The organism is Pseudomonas syringae (assembly GCF_000737245.1).
Taxonomy (GTDB): Bacteria; Pseudomonadota; Gammaproteobacteria; order Pseudomonadales; family Pseudomonadaceae; genus Aquipseudomonas; species Aquipseudomonas syringae_J.
Window position 1 is genome coordinate 160,804 of record NZ_JPQU01000023.1, and the last position, 16,737, is coordinate 177,540.

The following is a 16,737-nucleotide window of genomic DNA, read 5'->3' on the forward strand; positions in this document are numbered from 1 at the left end:
GTGCTAGGTCGGTGCGATCGGCGGATTGGCTGCATTCATATGAACTTCGATAGCTGCAATATAAATATCGAGTAGATCGTCAAGCAGACTGCCTTGGTCGGGGCGAGTGTCAGCGTCCACCCTCCCCACGTTTCAGTCATAAAGACACATTTGCGCACAGATTGGCCAGCAACTCGCCACCTTTTTCCCTCGCATCGACTACAGTGCAATGACTCTGCATAAAGCCATAACAAGACGGAGCATTCCCAATGCGAGTAGCACACCGCTTAACCCTTCTGGCCGCAGCGGCCACCCTGGCAGTCACCACCTCAGCTCAGGCAGCCCCGGTGTTTATCAACATTCTCACCGGGGGCACCAGCGGGGTTTACTACCCAATCGGCGTTGCCTTGTCGCAAATTTACGGTGAGGCAATCCCCGGGATGAAGACCTCGGTTCAGGCGACCAAGGCTTCCGTGGAGAATCTGAATCTCCTGCAGTCCGGGCGCGGCGAGTTGGCCTTTGCCTTGGGTGATTCGGTCGCAGATGCCAAAAACGGAGTGGAGGACGCAGGCTTCAAAGCGCCTTTAACCAAGTTGCGCGCCATTGCCGGGGCTTACCCGAATTACATTCAAATCGTCGCCAGCAAGGAGTCGGGCATCAAGACCCTGGCGGACCTCAAAGGCAAAACCGTATCGGTCGGGGCCCCGAAGTCAGGCACGGAACTCAATGCCCGGGCGATCTTCAAGGCCGCCGGGTTGACCTATGAAGATATGGGCAAAGTGCAATACCTGCCCTTTGCCGAATCAGTTGAATTGATCAAAAACCGCCAACTGGACGCCACCCTGCAATCTTCCGGGCTGGGCATGGCCGCGATTCGCGACCTTTCCTCGGTCATGCCATTGAACTACGTCTCCATCCCTAAAGACGTAGTGGCGAAAATTGGCAACGCGGCCTATCAAAGCGCAATGATTCCAGCCAACACCTATGATGGACAACCGGAGGCCGTACCGACAGTTGCGATTACCAATATTCTTGTTACCCGTGACGATGTCTCGGATGAGGTCGCCTATCAAATGACCAAATTGATATTCGACAACCTCACGCGCCTGGGTAACTCCCACTCAGCAGCCAAAGACATCAAGCTGGAAAATGCAGCCAAAAACCTGCCCATCCCACTGCATCCCGGTGCAGAGCGTTATTACAAAGAAAAAGGCGTGCTTTAACGAGACAAGGTGTAGCGGCGCAGTTCGCCGCTACACCCGCACTCCGCACTATTTCAATGTAGTCATGAGGCAGGCAGCACATGAGTGAAGATTCCCACGGTATTCCCGCAAACCCGCGGGACTGGCCTAAATCCTTGTTTTATGTGGCGCTGGCGTTTTCGATCTTTCAGATTGTCACCGCAGCGTTCGCTCCTATTTCCAGCCAGGTATTAAGGGCCGTCCATGTTGGCTTTCTGCTGTGGGTCGTGTTTCTGAGCTATCCGGCTTACGGCAGGTCGCGACCTTGGCAGCCATTGGCCTGGGTACTCAGCATGGCCGGTATTGCCACGGCGCTGTATCAGTGGATATTCGAAGCGGATCTGATTCAGCGCTCCGGTGACCTGACCACTAGCGACATGGTGATCGGGCTCGTCCTGATCGTGCTGGTATTCGAAGCAGCCCGACGGGTCATGGGGATCGCACTGCCGATCATCTGCGGCCTGTTCCTTGCCTACGGGTTATTGGGTGAATACTTGCCCGGCGATCTGGCCCACCGAGGCTATGGCTTCGACCAGATCGTCAATCAATTGTCTTTTGGCACTGAAGGGTTGTACGGGACCCCCACCTATGTGTCCGCTACCTATATTTTCCTGTTCATCCTGTTTGGTGCGTTTCTTGAACAGGCGGGCATGATCAAACTCTTCACCGATTTCGCCATGGGGCTGTTTGGTCACAAACTGGGTGGACCAGCCAAGGTCGCCGTGGCCTCGTCAGCGTTGATGGGCACCATTACCGGATCGGGTATTGCCAACGTGGTCACCACCGGGCAATTCACCATTCCATTGATGAAGCGCTTTGGCTACCGGGCCGCATTCGCTGGCGGAGTAGAAGCGACCTCAAGCATGGGCAGTCAGTTGATGCCGCCGGTGATGGGCGCTGTGGCGTTCATCATGGCCGAGACCATCAACGTGCCTTTCGTGGAGATTGCCAAGGCGGCATTGATCCCCGCCATTCTCTACTTTGGCTCGGTGTTCTGGATGGTTCATCTGGAAGCCAAGCGCTCCAATCTCCAGGGGCTGCCCAAAGACCAATGCCCAAGTGCACTAGGTGCGGTGAAAGAAAGCTGGTACCTGCTGATCCCCCTATTGGTGCTGGTCTATCTACTGTTTTCCGGGCGCACCCCTCTGTTCTCGGGCATGGTCGGACTGGCCTTGACCGCCATCGTGATTCTCGGCTCGGCGATCATTCTCAGAGTGTCCAGTTTCGCCTTGCGCTGTGCCTTCTGGATTGCGTTGGGCGTGCTGTGCGTTGGCTTCTTCCAGTTAGGAATCGCAGTGATTTTTGCGGTCATCGCGGTGTTGGTGGTGGTCTGTTGGTTCATCAAGGGGGGCCGCGCCACCTTGACCATTTGCCTGCACGCGCTGGTCGATGGTGCACGCCACGCGGTGCCGGTAGGGATCGCCTGTGCGTTGGTGGGCATCATCATTGGGGTGGTGTCACTCACCGGCGTTGCCTCTACCTTTGCCGGTTATATATTGGCGATTGGCCGGGACAATCTGCTGTTGTCGCTGATCCTGACCATGATCACCTGCCTGGTTTTGGGCATGGGCATCCCGACCATCCCCAACTACATCATCACCAGTTCAATCGCTGCGCCCGCCCTTCTAGAGCTGGGTGTACCCCTGATTGTTTCGCATATGTTCGTGTTTTATTTCGGCATCCTTGCGGACCTCACTCCTCCGGTGGCGCTGGCCTGCTTTGCCGCCGCGCCGATCGCCAAGGAGACTGGCTTCAAGATCAGTCTATGGGCGGTCCGCATCGCGCTGGCAGGGTTTGTCATCCCATTCATGGCGGTCTACAACCCGGCGCTTATGCTGCAAGGTGACAATCTGTGGATGACCGCCTACATGCTGATCAAGACAATACTGGCGGTGGGTCTGTGGGGCATGGCTTCAACCGGCTATCTGCAACACAAGATGCCGCTCTGGGAACGCTCTCTGAGCTTTATTGCCGGTGCTCTACTGGTAGTGGCTTTACCGCTGACCGATGAGATCGGCTTCGCGCTGGGGTTATTGGTCATAGCGCAGCACTACTGGCGCGCTCGTCAGGCAGATTTGGCAAAAACATGATTGGCTTGTGCCTGGGCCTTGCCGGCGTGGTCTGGGCCCAGCTCCCGGTGTCTCATTTCACGCTCGCCTGGAACCACACCATAGAGAAAATCCGTTGGGAGGAAGACTATCGCGTCACCCCTCAGGGCTTGCTGCTGGGGGAGGCCCGGGTTCGGGGAACAGGCGCGGGGATGGAGATACCCCAAGGAGCTCGGCTGCAAGACGGCAGTTGGCACTACCGGCGCGTACTGCCGCCCTTGCAACCGCTGAACCTTGGGCGAACGCCGGAGGCTGGCGACTTCGAACTGTGCTTCGATGGCAGCTGCCGCTTAATGAGCGAATGGGTCGGAGCCCCCAACGCCAAGGACGCGGCGATAGAGCTATGGACCTGCACCAACGATTGAAGCTGTGAGCGCTGACGCGGCTAGTGCATCGGCTTCAAGCCGCTTTTAGTAATGGCTTCGCGGCCCTTGTCCGAGCCCATATAGTCCAGCAGAGCCTTGGCTTCGGCCGGATGAGGGCTTTTTTTCAATACGCCGCCCGAATACAGAATCATTTGCTGAGCTTTATCCGGGATCAGCCCAACGATATCAATACCGGGTACCGACATGAGTTCACTCAGTTGTTGGACGCCCAACTGAGCCTCACCACGCGCCACAACGTTGCCAACCGGTTCGTCGCGCACCTCGTTGCTTTTGATTTTGAAACTCTGGTCCAGGGCCATGTGCGGGAAAAGCCAGTGGGACAAATACGCACCGCTGGAGCTACCTGAGTAGGCTACCGAATCGGCATTGATCAAGGTTGTACGAAACGCCTCCATGCTGTCGATATCAGGTTTCTCGGCACCTTCAAGCACAGCCACGGCGATGAAGGATTTGCCCAGATCGACACGCGAACTCTTGTCGACCTGGCCTTGGGCAATCAATCTGTCCAACGCTACGCCACCCGTAAGCACTGCGTCCGCTGGTTCATTGCGGTCAAGCCGGTTGGGAATCGCCTGGGGGTTTGCTCCCCTGGGCGGGGCTGCCTGGATCAGAAGCTTCACGCCACTTATTTTTTCGTACTCAGGCGCGATGGCCTGCACCGCCCCCATGACGCCACTGGAGCTGAGTAGCGTCAGGGTTACTGGCGGGTTCTTGGATGCATCGTCCGCATAGCTAACACCTGTGACTGACACCGCACAGGACAACAAAACAGTTCTGAATAAAACGCGCACGACAGGCAGTTCCTCGTATGGAAAAACCTTCACGCTAAAGCAGGCGTTGGCTCCACCCGTGTTAACCCGCATTAAGAAAAATTTAGTTAACGGACAGGCGTACCGGATCAAGGCGCCGCTGCCGTTAGAATGACTGCCCTTCTCAGCCTGGAGATATGAATGAATCGTGCATTGGTCATCGAGGATGACGAAGTCACGGCACAGGCAATCATTGCCGAGCTCCACGCCCACGGGTTCAGCACAAGCTGGGCCGACAACGGACGCGACGGACTGGCCATGGCGATTGCCGGTGGCCACGAGGTCATCACCCTGGATCGTATGCTCCCTGATTACGATGGGCTGACCATCGTCAGTACGTTACGTCAATTGGCCATTCAAACGCCGGTGCTGATGATCAGCGCCTTATCGGACATTGATGAACGCGTCCGCGGCCTGCGCTCCGGCGGCGATGATTACCTCACCAAGCCGTTCTCAATGGTTGAAATGATCGCGCGCCTCGAAGTCCTGCTTCGCGATCCTGCGTCGGGTAGCACGGACCATTGCCTGAATTTTGGCGGCCTGCATATCAGCTTGATAGCGCAGACCGTGACACTCAACGGTGATGCAATCACGCTGCTTCCCACCGAACTCAAGCTCCTGACCTACTTGATGCGTAACGCCGGACAATTGGTCACGCGCACCATGTTGTTCCAGGAAGTCTGGGGCTACCACTTCGATCCCGGCACCAACATCATCGACGTGCATATCGCGCGTTTGCGCAAAAAAATAGAAGGCGATGGCGCACCGGCCATCCAGACGATTCGTGGGTCAGGGTATGTTCTGGTCGAAAAAAACTGAGCGCTGGCGCTCCAGCAATAGCCGTCTGATCGGGTTGTATGCGCTGTTCTTTGTGGCGTGGTGCGCGGTATTTACCGGTGTGCTGTACTGGCAGATTTCAGCCTACCTGGGCACTGTCGCCGAGCGTACGCTGATGCAGCGTGCGCATTATTACCAGAAGGTGGACGACACCTCCCTGCTGGCCGAACTGGCGGGCAACGATGCCTACTCTGTCCAGGGGATTGACGCCTATGGCCTGTTCGAAGCCGATGGCAGGCACATCACGGGGGATCTGCTCAGACTACGCACCAATCTGCCTGACGACGGCCGCGTCCATTATATGGAGCGAGGTCTGAGCATTGCCCTGCCCAGCGAGCAAACCCGCAGCAGCTATGCGCTCAGACTGAATCGTCCGGACGGCAGGATCCTCATTCTCGCCCGGGACGGGGGTTCCATTGCGGCGGTCGCGGGCATCATTGGGCAAGCCTTGTTCTGGGGATTGTCACTCACGCTAATCCCCGGCCTTGTAGGGTGGCACTTACTGCGCAGGCGTCCTATCCGCCGTGTCGAGCGATTACAGCGCAGCACCGAAAGCATCGTATCGGGCAACCTCGGTGAACGCCTGCCGCTTTCGGATCGGCGCGACGAGCTGGACATGCTGGCCAATGCCGTAAACACCATGCTTGAACATATCGAACAACTGATGCTGGAGGTCAAAGGCGTTTGCGACGGTATCGCACATGACCTGCGAACGCCGTTGACGCGGCTTCGTGCGCGACTCTATCAATTGCAGAAGGTCCCGCTGACACCGGACCACACCCAGACGCTGAATCTGGCACTGGAAGAGAGCGAGTCCATCATGTCGAGGTTTCAAGGCTTGCTGCGTATCTCGGAACTGGAAGACACCCGGCGCCGCTCGGCTTTCACCAGCTTTGCACCCGAGGCATTGTTACAACAGGCGCACGAATTTTATGAGCCTCTGGCCCAGGAAAAAGGCCAGCGGCTGACACTGCTGCTGACCGGGCAGTGCCCGACGCTGCAGGGCGATGTGTCGCTCTTGTTCGAGGCGCTGGTGAATCTGATGGATAACGCGATCAAGTTCACTCAGGTGGGGGGCGAAATCCAGTTGAGCTGTGTGCCAAAGGAGCACGGTGTCACTATCGAAGTGCTTGATAACGGCCCCGGCATTCCAGCTAGCGAACGTGGCAGTGTCACTCGACGTCTGTATCGCGGCGACGCTACGCGACAACAACCCGGTAATGGACTTGGCCTTTCACTGGTCGCAGCCATTGCCCGCCTGCACGGATTTGGCCTGAGCATTGAAGCGGGTCATCAGGGCCCTGGTACAAGGATCACGCTGGATTGTCCGCGACAAGGATTACTGCCCAAGGCTCCTTAAATAAATCTTAATCCTGGTTAATTTGAGCCCCCTGGATCGTTCACCTAGGGTGGCGGACCCTTCGCCGCCCCAAGGCTTGATGTTCGTGAAATATCCGACACTATGGCTCGCTATGACACTGGTTTGCGCTCCCGGTTTGCCGGCCCTGGCCGCCCCTTCTCCCTCAGGGCCGATGATCCCTTCAGCGCCGCAGCTCAATGCCAAATCCTGGGTACTCATGGATGCCGCCAGCGGTGACATTATTACCAGTCACGACCCTCATGAACGTTTACCGCCCGCCAGTCTGACCAAGCTGATGACGGTCTATGTAGCCACTAATGAGATTCAGGCCAGCCGCCTCAAAGAAGATGATCTGGTGACAATCAGCGAAAACGCCTGGCGCACGGGTGGTTCGCGCATGTTCCTCGATCCGCGCAGCCAAGTGCCCGTGCAAGACCTGTTGCGAGGCATCGTCATCGGCTCAGGCAATGACGCCAGTGTTGCGCTGGCCGAGCACATTGCGGGCGGTGAAGACACCTTTGCCGACCTCATGAACACCACTGCAAAAAAGCTTGGCCTGGAAGACACTCACTTCATGAACGCGACAGGGCTGCCAGTGCCTGACCACTACTCGTCGGCTCAGGATATGGCGAACCTGGCTCGGGCAATCATCATTGATGAGTCGGCTTACTACCCGCTATACAAACAGAAGCACTTCACCTGGAATGGCATCCGTCAGCCCAACAGAAACCTGTTGCTGTGGCGCGACAGTTCGGTAGACGGCCTCAAGACTGGTCATACCGAAGCGGCAGGTTATTGCATGGTCACCTCAGCAGTGCGCGACGGCCGCCGCTTGATTACTGCGGTATTCGGCTCCTCCTCAAAAGCCAATCGTGCCAATGACGCGGGTAAGCTGCTGACATACGGGTTCCGCTTCTTCGATACCCAAACCTATGCCAAAGCTGCCCAAGTGCTGGCAAACCCGATGATCTGGAAAGGCGAAAGCCGGACATTACCGGTTGGGTTACTGGACGACATTTCGCTTACCCTGCCAAAGAATGTGAATCGCAAAACCGACATTCGCCTGACCCTCAATGAGCCACTGATTGCGCCAATTGCCATGGGCGCTGTGGTCGGTAGCCTCACACTCTACGAGGGTGACGAGAAACTGGCGACTCGCCCGCTGATTGCGCTCGAGAGCCAGCCATCAGGCGGTTGGTGGGCACGCACCTGGGATACGGTAAAACTCTTCTTTCTCGAACTTTTTGGCGCGAGTTCAGGATCACTGGTGCCTCATGTCAGTGGTGTCGCTGACAGCTTTCAGCGCTCCAGCAACAGTCAATGACGCCACTTCGCACTCAACGGTCCTACATGGAACCGCTAGGTGCGACCCCTGCCCCGTCAGAATCGATGGGTGGAGTGTTAAGTCATTTTTTTCGGCAGTGTTGATGATAATGGGGAACCATCTATCGGTAGTAACCTCGGAACAGCGGGCATCAAATCAAATGCACGCCAGCGCGTGCCCTAACCAAGGAGGCTCTCATGGGTCAAAATCCTAAGGATGATCTACCCGACAATCCCAAGCCCCTCAGCGATGATGGCATTCCCGCTCCCAGTGGAGCAGCAAATCTGATCGACACCGACTACGTCATCGGCCAAGACAACATCAAGGGCGACTTTTCTTTTTCGCTCGACATCCATGGCAAGGTTTTCATCATTTCGGCAGCTGCGATCTTGCTGTTCGTCATCCTGACATTAGCGCTACAGAATGAAGTCGAACCCCTGTTCAGTTCGATTCGAAACTGGCTGACCAGCCACCTTGCCTGGTTCTTCATGAGCGTGGCCAATGTGTTTGTCGTGCTGTGCCTGGTGCTGATTGTCTCGCCGCTAGGCAAGGTTCGCCTGGGCGGTAGAGACGCCAAGCCAGATCACACTTACATCGGTTGGTTTTCAATGCTCTTTGCTGCTGGTATGGGCATCGGCTTGATGTTCTACGGTGTAGCAGAGCCTATGTCGCACTACGCTGCGTCAATGGGCGGTGTCACTCTGGACGCCAACGGCGTTCGCACCGACTGGGCGCCTTTATCGGGCGCTGCGGGCGATATGAAAGTTTCCGCCGACCTGGCGATGGCCTCGACGATATTCCACTGGGGACTGCACCCTTGGGCGATCTACGCGATTGTTGCCCTGTCGCTCGCGCTGTTCTCTTACAACAAAGGCCTGCCGCTCTCGATACGCTCGATCTTTTATCCATTGCTGGGTGAGCGTGTCTGGGGTTGGCCGGGGCATATAATCGATATCCTCGCGGTTTTCGCCACGCTGTTCGGTCTGGCCACATCCTTGGGGATTGGCGCCGAACAGGCTGCTGCGGGGATTGAGTACTTATTCGGGATCAAGTCCACGAATCTGAGCAAAGTGGTGCTAATCATAGGCATCACAATGATCGCGCTCTGGTCGGTATTGGCGGGTTTGGACAAAGGCGTGAAGCTGCTGTCCCAGATCAACATGGGGCTGGCGCTGCTCCTGCTGCTGTTCATTATCGTGGTGGGCCCGACCCTGGCTATTTTCACCGGCTTCTTCAAGAACCTGGTGACTTACGCCGAGTACTTGCCGGCCCTTTCCAACCCCTTCGGACGTACCGACACCGAGTTCACCCAAGGCTGGACCGCGTTCTACTGGGCCTGGTGGATCAGTTGGTCGCCCTTTGTCGGGATGTTTATCGCCCGCGTCAGTCGGGGTCGAACCGTGCGAGAGTTTCTCGTCTCGGTGTTGCTGGTGCCTACGGTGGTTTCAGTACTGTGGATGACCACCTTCGGAGGAACAGCGATCGATCAAGCCACTGTCCAGGGGTTTGTCGGGGTCAAGGATGCCGTCCTGGAGCTCAAACTGTTCGCGATGCTGGGGCAATTACCGCTCAAGGAAATCACCTCATTCCTCGGGATCATCCTGGTCATTGTCTTCTTCATCACATCCTCAGATTCCGGCTCGCTGGTGATCGACACTATTACCGCAGGTGGCAAAGTCGACGCACCTGTACCACAGCGCGTGTTCTGGGCCGTGATAGAAGGCGTAATCGCTATCGCCCTGCTGCTCGGGGGCGGTCTGGTGGCGTTGCAGGCGATGGCAGTTTCAACAGGTCTACCGTTCGCGATCGTACTGATGGTGGGATGCATTTCGCTGGTCAAAGGCTTGATGTCTGAACCCCGATCGTGATGCGTAGCGGGTAAGTTAATGAGAACGTGAATTAACGTCATCTGTGAGGTGCATAACTCTGAACAGGAGTTATGTCCTCGCAGGCTTTCACTGAGGACCCCATGTTTCAAGAAACTACTGATTTTTTTATACACTACCAATTCTTGGGTATTACATTAGCCAATTGGGTAATAGCGCTTCTAGCGTCCACAATTAGTTTTGTCTGCGCTAGCGCCGTGATTGGGTTTTTCCTTAGAAAATTCCAGGCAAAATCATCACAACCCAATTCCCCTATAAGCCATATCGCAGTTGAAGTGCTGTCGGGTACCAGTAATACGCTGTTGCTACTCGCGTCCATACTGATAGGCATCGGCTTCCTTGACTTGCCTGAGCGTTGGTTGGGCAGAGTCAGCAGTCTCTGGTTTGTTGTAGCCGCATTGCAGGTTGGGCTGTGGGCCAACCGGGCCATTGCGCTCGCGCTGTCGCGCTACTTTCGACGCCACGGCGCCAGCGAAACGTTCCAGGGCAGTGCGCTGGCAACACTGAGTCTGTGGGGCGCGAAAGTATTACTATGGGTCATCGTCGTGATGTCCATGCTCTCCAACGTTGGTGTGAACATTACTGCCTTCGTTGCAAGCCTGGGTGTAGGCGGCATTGCCGTTGCACTGGCGGTGCAGAATATATTGGCCGATGTTTTTGCTTCACTGTCTATTGCTGTAGATAAGCCTTTTGAAGTGGGCGACTTTATTGTTGTCGGCTCGCTGTCCGGCACCGTAGAACATGTGGGTCTGAAGACGACACGGATACGGAGTCTGGGTGGCGAACAGATTGTGATGGCCAATGCCGAAATGATCAGTAGCACGATACAGAACTACAAGCGACTTCAAGAGCGTCGCATTGTATTTGAGGTCGCGCTGACCTATGCCTGTTCTCCAGAACAAGCCAGAAAAGTGCCTGAGCTGATTGAAAGTATTATCGGACATCAGGACAAAGCCCGATTTGATCGTTGTCACTTACGAAACTTCGGTACCAGCGCTCTGGAGTTCGAAACCGTATACATCGTGCTCGACCCAAGTTATAACGTCTACATGGATGTTCAACAGGAAATCAATCTTGCAATACTTGAGGCATTCACCGAGTTGGGTGTCAGTTTCGCGCACCCGTCACGCACCATTCATGTGGCCTCGGTCCCCAATGGCAGCGCCCTCGCCCCCCGAAGTGAGTACGCCACATAACCAAGCTTTCAAAAAATGCCTGGCGGACGAGGCAGCAGATCAATCCCACAAGCTACCAATGGAGGTGGCGGGACAATAGTGATTGGCTATTTGCGCCTGTAGTAACTCGGCAGTCGCGAGGGCATCGGTCAGGGCGTGGTGGGCATGGTAAGTCGGGAGGTTGTAGCGTGCGCGGCTGTCAGCCAGCCTTATCGAAGGCTCCGGGCGGCGCAGGAGCCGGTCTAGCCATCCCGGCTTCTGCCTGTGCATTCTTGCTTCCAGTTGCATCGTATCGATGACCGGGAACTGCACCCCCTCGCCCAAGTACCGGCGAAATGCCTGATCCAGAAAGCCTCGCTCGATATTTCGGTAGTGGACGACCATCACTTTTCCCGCCATGGCGTCCAACAATGCCTCGACCACCTCCGTCAGCGGGGGGGCATGCAAAATATCGCTATGGGTGATGTGGTGAAAGGTGATCGATTGATCAATGAGCTCTGACGGCGGTTTTATCACCCAATACAGCGCCTGGCCACAGCGTATCCGCTGCAAGGTGAACGGTATCAGGCCGATGCTGACAATGCTGTGGGCCTTGGCGTCAAGGCCAGTGGTCTCGACATCCATTGCGAGCAGCTCTACCTGGTCAATAGGTGTCTGTGCAGCAATGGCCCCCGCCTCATAGAATTTTTGCAGGCACGGATGAACCGCCTTCCGGGCGAGCGCTTGAAATGTGCCGGCCCAGTCCAGGGTTTCGGGTTTGTCAGTGGCTCTGCTAACGCTCATAGGGAGGAACGCCCTTTGCCTTGATAGCGAAACCGCAGAAAGTTCTGCGCGTTGCTCAAAACCTGAAACGCCTCTTTGAGGTTGTGCCTTTCACTGGTGGAAAAGTGTTCTGGCTCGATGTAATTGTCCGGCGTGGCCCCTTGCTCGAGTGCATCTGCCTGATGCCGGATGCGGACCATGGACAAAAACTCCAATGCGTAACGTAAGTGCTCTACCGCGTCGGGTGGTATAAGCCGGGTTGTGCTGATCGCTTCAAGGCGATCAAAAGAGTTCTGCGTCGTGCTTGCGGCTGCCAGCGCGTGGATGCGGATGAGGTCGGTCAGCGGGGCCGTACCTCTGCCCTTCAAATTGATAATCCTTTTCTGCTCGCCGTCTGTTTCCACGACAAAAGTGCGGAAGAATCCCAACGGTGGCGTGCGGTTGAGCGCGATTCGGGCCATGGCGTTGAGAAATCCAGGATGAGCGCTGGATTTGCGCGCACACAATGTCTTCAGCTCCTCAACCAGTTCAAGCTGGCCATAGACGCCGTCCAGATCGAAAAAAATACAGCTATTGAGTAGCGTTGCGGGATTGGGCTTTTCGATCCATTGCTCAAAGTAGGCACGCCAGACCCGCAATGGCTGCCGCCACTGATCGTTGGTGGCCATTACTCCACCCTTGCAATAGCTGTAACCACAGGCTGCCAGACCATCACTGACAAAGGTCGCCAGTTTGTGGAAGTAACCGTCATGCAGAACGGGGTCGAAGCGATCATCGAGGACCAGGGCATTGTCCTGATCGGTCACCAGCAACTGTTCATCCCGGGCCATGGAGCCCAGCACCATGAAGCAATAAGGCACTGGCGGCGGGCCCAGTTCTTGCTCTGCCAGTTCGATCAGGCGCTGGGTAAAGGCGCGGCCGATGCCGGAAATTGCGCTGCCGATCATGTGCGCCGTTGCGCCATCGCGCACCATCCTGATGTACGTCCCGCGCAGGTCTCTGAGTAATGATCGAAGTCCGGCGACTGAGGTCTGATTAGATATTCGGTTGACCAGGTACAGGCTGCTCTGCGACTCGTAGCGGATGATATCCGACAGGTTGATCAGCCCCAGGGTACGGCCCTTGTGAACGACCGGCAGGTGATGAATATTACGCCGGAGCATGACCAGCATGGCCTCGAACACCGAATCATCTGCCTGTATTGCTACAGGATCGCGGGACATGATCTCACTGATGGCGGTACAGCCATCGCTTCGCCCCATCGCAACCACGCGGGTGCGCAAATCCCGATCAGTCACTATCCCGACCATCTTTGCTGCTTCCCGGTCAGCCGGGGCCATGACCACGACACAAGCAACGCTTTGCTCGGTCATGACTTTGGCGGCGTCATGCACCGAGGTATCGCTAGTGACCGACACCAGAGATCGGGAGACCAAGGCCCGACATTTGAGCTGCGTCAGTTCGCTCGCACGCCCCTGTGCCTCGACGGCAGACTTGAGCCTGGAGTGGCCCTCAGCCTCGACAAAATCGGCAAAAGCATCGTGCTGCTCGCAAAGCTGGGCGAACACATCGGCAGGGATAAAGTAAATCAGGCTGTCTTCCAGGGCTCGGGCTGGAAAGCGAACTTTGTTGCTGCGCAGTAAGCCTGCCTGACCAAAGATATCGCCCTCAACCAGCCGGTTGTAGAGCTCCCCTGTTCGGCGGTAAACCTCCACCGCCCCACTGCGCACATAGTGCAAATCCTGGATAACCGCTCCGGCCTCAAGAATATCGCTGCCGGCTTTGAAATAGCTGACTTCTACGCGCTGGGCGATTGCGTCCAGCGATGCCTGCGGCAGCGTATCGAAAGGTGCGAAGCGTTGAAGATGATCGCGAATCTCCAGTAACTCGATCTGCATGGAACCTCAAGGTTGATGTGCGAGGGTGTTGAATGGGCTAAATGCCTGAGCAGTGCTGCTGCTCCACCGATACCCACCAAATCACATGTCTCGGTGATGTTCAACCTGGCCATGCTCGTGTGAACAGCCACGCATCGGGATGCGGTGTCATCAGTATTTCCCCGGATAGCCCGTAACGGGTCGTCTTGCGATGGACATCTGTGTAAAATGCCCCGCTGGGTGTCACCGCAAAACGCGGCAAGGCAGGTTTAACTTAGCGCAGGTCGGGCCGCCGCGCGGGGTTATTGTGCCTATGAACCTGGATCCTTCGCGTCTTGAAAAAGACCAAAACCATCGAGCAACACCCGCAACGCTGGCTTTTCTCTCTCGCTTTTTCGCTGCCGAATCCGCTGGCGGCCTGATTTTGATGGCGGCTGCGCTGGCAGCACTCATCGTCGCAAACTCCTCCTGGTCTGAAACGTACTTCTCAACCCTGCATATCAAATTCTTCGGTCTTTCGATCGAACATTGGGTCAACGATGGGTTGATGGCGATTTTCTTCATGCTGGTCGGCCTGGAGATCAAGCGTGAAATGCTGGTGGGTCAGCTATCGAGCTGGAGCCAGCGCGCGCTTCCAGGGTTTGCCGCACTGGGGGGAATGCTTTTACCTGCCTTGATCTACATCGCCGTCAACTGGGGAAACCCTGAAACCCTGGGTGGCTGGGCGATTCCCGCGGCAACGGACATCGCCTTTGCACTGGGCGTCCTGTCGCTACTTGGCAAACGTGTTCCTATTTCTTTGAAAATTTTTCTGTCCGCTCTGGCGATTCTCGATGACCTTGGGGCAGTAGTTATCATCGCGCTTTTCTACACCAGTGGTTTGTCCATCAGCATGCTCCTGGCATCGCTGGCCGTGACCGTTTTTCTGGTCGTGTTAAACCGTTGTGGCGTAAGGAAGCTCTGGCCTTACCTGGTGGCGGGCGGTTTACTGTGGTTCTTCATGCTCCAGTCTGGAGTCCATGCGACGCTGGCAGGGGTCATTCTCGCACTCTGCATTCCGCTAGGTGATTCCAACGACGAGCGAAAGTCTCCTCTTCTCCACCTGGAAGAAAAACTGCACCCCTGGGTCGCCTTCGCCGTTGTGCCGGTCTTTGGTTTTGCCAATGCAGGGGTTTCTCTTGCAGGCATTTCGCCTGGCAATCTGATTGATCCGGTGCCACTCGGGGTCGCTCTCGGGCTGTTACTAGGTAAGCAACTGGGCGTATTCGGTTTCTCCGCGATGGCCATTCGTTCGGGCCTGGCAAAACTGCCGGAAGAATGTGGCTGGCTGCAGCTGTATGGCATAGCACTGCTGTGCGGGATTGGCTTCACCATGAGCCTGTTTATCGGCGCGTTGGCGTTCGCCGGTAATCCGCTACTGGTTGATGAGGTCAAGGTTGGCGTATTACTGGGCTCGGTCCTTTCCGCCGCTCTGGGAGTTGCCGTTCTTCTCAGTGCAAAACCGGCTGGCATCCCTTCAAAGATGCATCAGACTGAATAGATGTAGCGCTACGAAAACAGCACGTGCCCGCAGACCGCTAACAGCAGCAAAAACCGCAGCATCACATAGCTTCAGCGGGCAATTATTACCGTATTAGAGAAGGTCAATATCATTCCGAGTGATATTAACCTTTGCCTTATTCGATTCGTGCAATACAAGCCTCGGGAACAGAATCCGCCCATCTAATCAATACTGGCGGATTTCCCGATGGCTCAGACATTCAATCATTTGCGCTTCCCCCTCGCCGCTTTGGCTCTGGTGGTGATAAGCGCTTGCGGCAAAGCGCCTGAGGCGACGATGGCCCCGGCAGCCGCCAAGGTCAGCGTTGCCAAGGTTCTGGAACAGCCCGTCAATGAATGGGATGAATTCACGGGACGCCTGGAAGCACCGGAAACTGTCGAAATCCGCCCACGGGTTTCCGGCCAGATCGACGCCGTCGCCTTTACCGATGGTGCACTGGTCAAGAAAGGTGACTTGTTGTTCCAGATCGACCCTCGCCCTTTCCAGTCGGAAGTTCGTCGCCTGGAAGCCCAGCTTCAACAAGCTCGCGCGACTTCGACCCGCACTGAAAACGAAGCGCAACGCGGTGAACGCCTGCGCACCAACAACGCGATTTCCGCCGAACTGGCAGACTCGCGCACCACCACCGCACAAGAAGCCCGCGCCGGGGTTGCCGCCATTCAAGCGCAACTGGATCTGGCGAAACTCAACCTGAGCTTCACCCGGGTGACGGCCCCCATCAGTGGCCGGGTCAGCCGCGCAGAAATCACCGCAGGCAACATCGTGACCGCCGATGTCACGCCCCTGACCAGCGTGGTTTCTACCGATAAGGTCTACGCCTACTTCGACGCTGACGAACGTGTCTTCCTCAAATACGCCGACCTGGCCCGCAAAGGCCAACGCGGTCAGACCACCCCGGTGTATCTGGGCCTGTCCAATGAAGTGGGGAACCCGCATCAGGGGCAGATGAACTTCGTCGATAACCAAGTCAATCCACGTACCGGCACTATTCGTGGCCGCGCTGTGTTCGATAACAGCGACGGCAGCTTTACTCCAGGCCTGTATGCACGGGTCAAGCTGGTGGGCAGTGGCGTTTACTCGGCCGTATTGATCAACGACGAAGCGGTCGGCACCGACCTTGGCAAGAAATTCGTCCTGGTCATGGATAAGGACAACAAGCCGGCCTATCGCCCGGTCGAGCTGGGACCAAAAGTGGAAGGCTTGCGCATCGTGCGCAGCGGCCTGAGCAAAGACGACACCATCGTAGTCAAGGGCTTGCAACGAGTGCGCCCAGGTCAGCCTGTCACCCCGGAAGTCACCGAAATGGCCAGCGCCGATACCCTCGCTGCGCTACTTAAACAACGCCAGGCGCTAGAAGCCAGCAACTTGCCGCAAGCGACGCCCAAAACACCTGTCAAGGTGGCCGGCATCGCTGTGCCACGCGGTTAAGGGA

Annotated in this window: 12 protein-coding genes and 2 pseudogenes; 11 read left to right on the forward strand and 3 right to left on the reverse strand. The window is 56.4% G+C overall.

Translation table 11 applies throughout. From position 1 onward, the window contains the following. The first annotated feature begins 248 nt into the window (after nucleotides 1–248). The 3 genes from IV01_RS18005 to IV01_RS17995 all read left to right on the forward strand — a co-directional run bounded on the left by IV01_RS18005 (nucleotide 249) and on the right by IV01_RS17995 (nucleotide 3,693). Nucleotides 249–1,202, forward strand: a complete 954-nt coding sequence (locus IV01_RS18005) for a TAXI family TRAP transporter solute-binding subunit (RefSeq protein ID WP_032627215.1) — start codon at nucleotides 249–251, stop codon at nucleotides 1,200–1,202. 80 nt (nucleotides 1,203–1,282) lie between these two features. Continuing rightward, nucleotides 1,283–3,310, forward strand: a complete 2,028-nt coding sequence (locus IV01_RS18000; RefSeq protein ID WP_032627216.1) for a TRAP transporter permease — start codon at nucleotides 1,283–1,285, stop codon at nucleotides 3,308–3,310. Continuing rightward, nucleotides 3,307–3,693 carry a DUF1850 domain-containing protein gene (locus IV01_RS17995; protein WP_032627217.1) on the forward strand — a complete coding sequence of 129 codons (387 nt, stop codon included), beginning with the start codon at nucleotides 3,307–3,309 and terminating at the stop codon, nucleotides 3,691–3,693. Before IV01_RS18000 ends, IV01_RS17995 begins: the two co-directional genes overlap by 4 nt. A 20-nt stretch (nucleotides 3,694–3,713) precedes the next feature. On the opposite strand, the gene IV01_RS17990 is transcribed toward IV01_RS17995, so the two are convergent. Next, nucleotides 3,714–4,505, reverse strand: coding sequence for a substrate-binding domain-containing protein (locus IV01_RS17990; RefSeq protein WP_229636100.1), 792 nt, complete (start codon nucleotides 4,503–4,505; stop codon nucleotides 3,714–3,716). 159 nt (nucleotides 4,506–4,664) lie between these two features. On the opposite strand from IV01_RS17990, the pseudogene IV01_RS27380 reads away from it, so the two are divergent. The 6 genes and pseudogenes from IV01_RS27380 to IV01_RS17970 form a co-directional block, all read left to right on the forward strand. Beyond that, nucleotides 4,665–5,025, forward strand: a pseudogene (locus IV01_RS27380) (response regulator); the annotation flags it as partial. Between the two features lie 86 nt (nucleotides 5,026–5,111). Further along, nucleotides 5,112–5,342: pseudogene (locus IV01_RS27385) on the forward strand (winged helix-turn-helix domain-containing protein); the annotation flags it as partial. Further along, complete coding sequence (locus tag IV01_RS17980; protein WP_032627219.1) at nucleotides 5,320–6,720, forward strand: sensor histidine kinase; 1,401 nt, start codon at nucleotides 5,320–5,322, stop codon at nucleotides 6,718–6,720. The pseudogene IV01_RS27385 and the gene IV01_RS17980, both read left to right, overlap by 23 nt. A 79-nt stretch (nucleotides 6,721–6,799) precedes the next feature. Beyond that, nucleotides 6,800–8,044: a D-alanyl-D-alanine carboxypeptidase family protein gene (locus IV01_RS0124785; protein WP_229636101.1), complete on the forward strand. Its 1,245-nt coding sequence runs from the start codon at nucleotides 6,800–6,802 to the stop codon at nucleotides 8,042–8,044. 197 nt (nucleotides 8,045–8,241) lie between these two features. Continuing rightward, nucleotides 8,242–9,912, forward strand: a complete 1,671-nt coding sequence (locus tag IV01_RS17975; RefSeq protein WP_032627220.1) for a BCCT family transporter — start codon at nucleotides 8,242–8,244, stop codon at nucleotides 9,910–9,912. Between the two features lie 101 nt (nucleotides 9,913–10,013). Further along, nucleotides 10,014–11,126 carry a mechanosensitive ion channel family protein gene (locus tag IV01_RS17970; RefSeq protein WP_032627326.1) on the forward strand — a complete coding sequence of 371 codons (1,113 nt, stop codon included), beginning with the start codon at nucleotides 10,014–10,016 and terminating at the stop codon, nucleotides 11,124–11,126. A gap of 39 nt (nucleotides 11,127–11,165) precedes the next feature. Here the strand turns inward: IV01_RS17970 and IV01_RS17965 are convergent, their stop codons facing one another. Together IV01_RS17965 and IV01_RS17960 are read right to left on the reverse strand one after the other, a co-directional pair. Continuing rightward, nucleotides 11,166–11,888 (reverse strand): 3'-5' exonuclease, encoded by a 723-nt coding sequence (locus tag IV01_RS17965; protein WP_050507335.1) that lies wholly within the window; start codon nucleotides 11,886–11,888, stop codon nucleotides 11,166–11,168. After that, nucleotides 11,885–13,765 carry a DUF294 nucleotidyltransferase-like domain-containing protein gene (locus tag IV01_RS17960; RefSeq protein ID WP_032627221.1) on the reverse strand — a complete coding sequence of 627 codons (1,881 nt, stop codon included), beginning with the start codon at nucleotides 13,763–13,765 and terminating at the stop codon, nucleotides 11,885–11,887. The genes IV01_RS17965 and IV01_RS17960 overlap by 4 nt, the downstream gene beginning before the upstream one ends. Nucleotides 13,766–14,057: 292 nt before the next feature. On the opposite strand from IV01_RS17960, the gene nhaA reads away from it, so the two are divergent. Further along, nucleotides 14,058–15,284 (forward strand): Na+/H+ antiporter NhaA, encoded by a 1,227-nt coding sequence (gene nhaA, locus IV01_RS0124790; RefSeq protein WP_050507337.1) that lies wholly within the window; start codon nucleotides 14,058–14,060, stop codon nucleotides 15,282–15,284. A gap of 207 nt (nucleotides 15,285–15,491) precedes the next feature. Continuing rightward, nucleotides 15,492–16,733, forward strand: coding sequence for a multidrug efflux RND transporter periplasmic adaptor subunit MexE (gene mexE / locus IV01_RS17955; protein WP_032627222.1), 1,242 nt, complete (start codon nucleotides 15,492–15,494; stop codon nucleotides 16,731–16,733). Nucleotides 16,734–16,737: the final 4 nt, after the last annotated feature.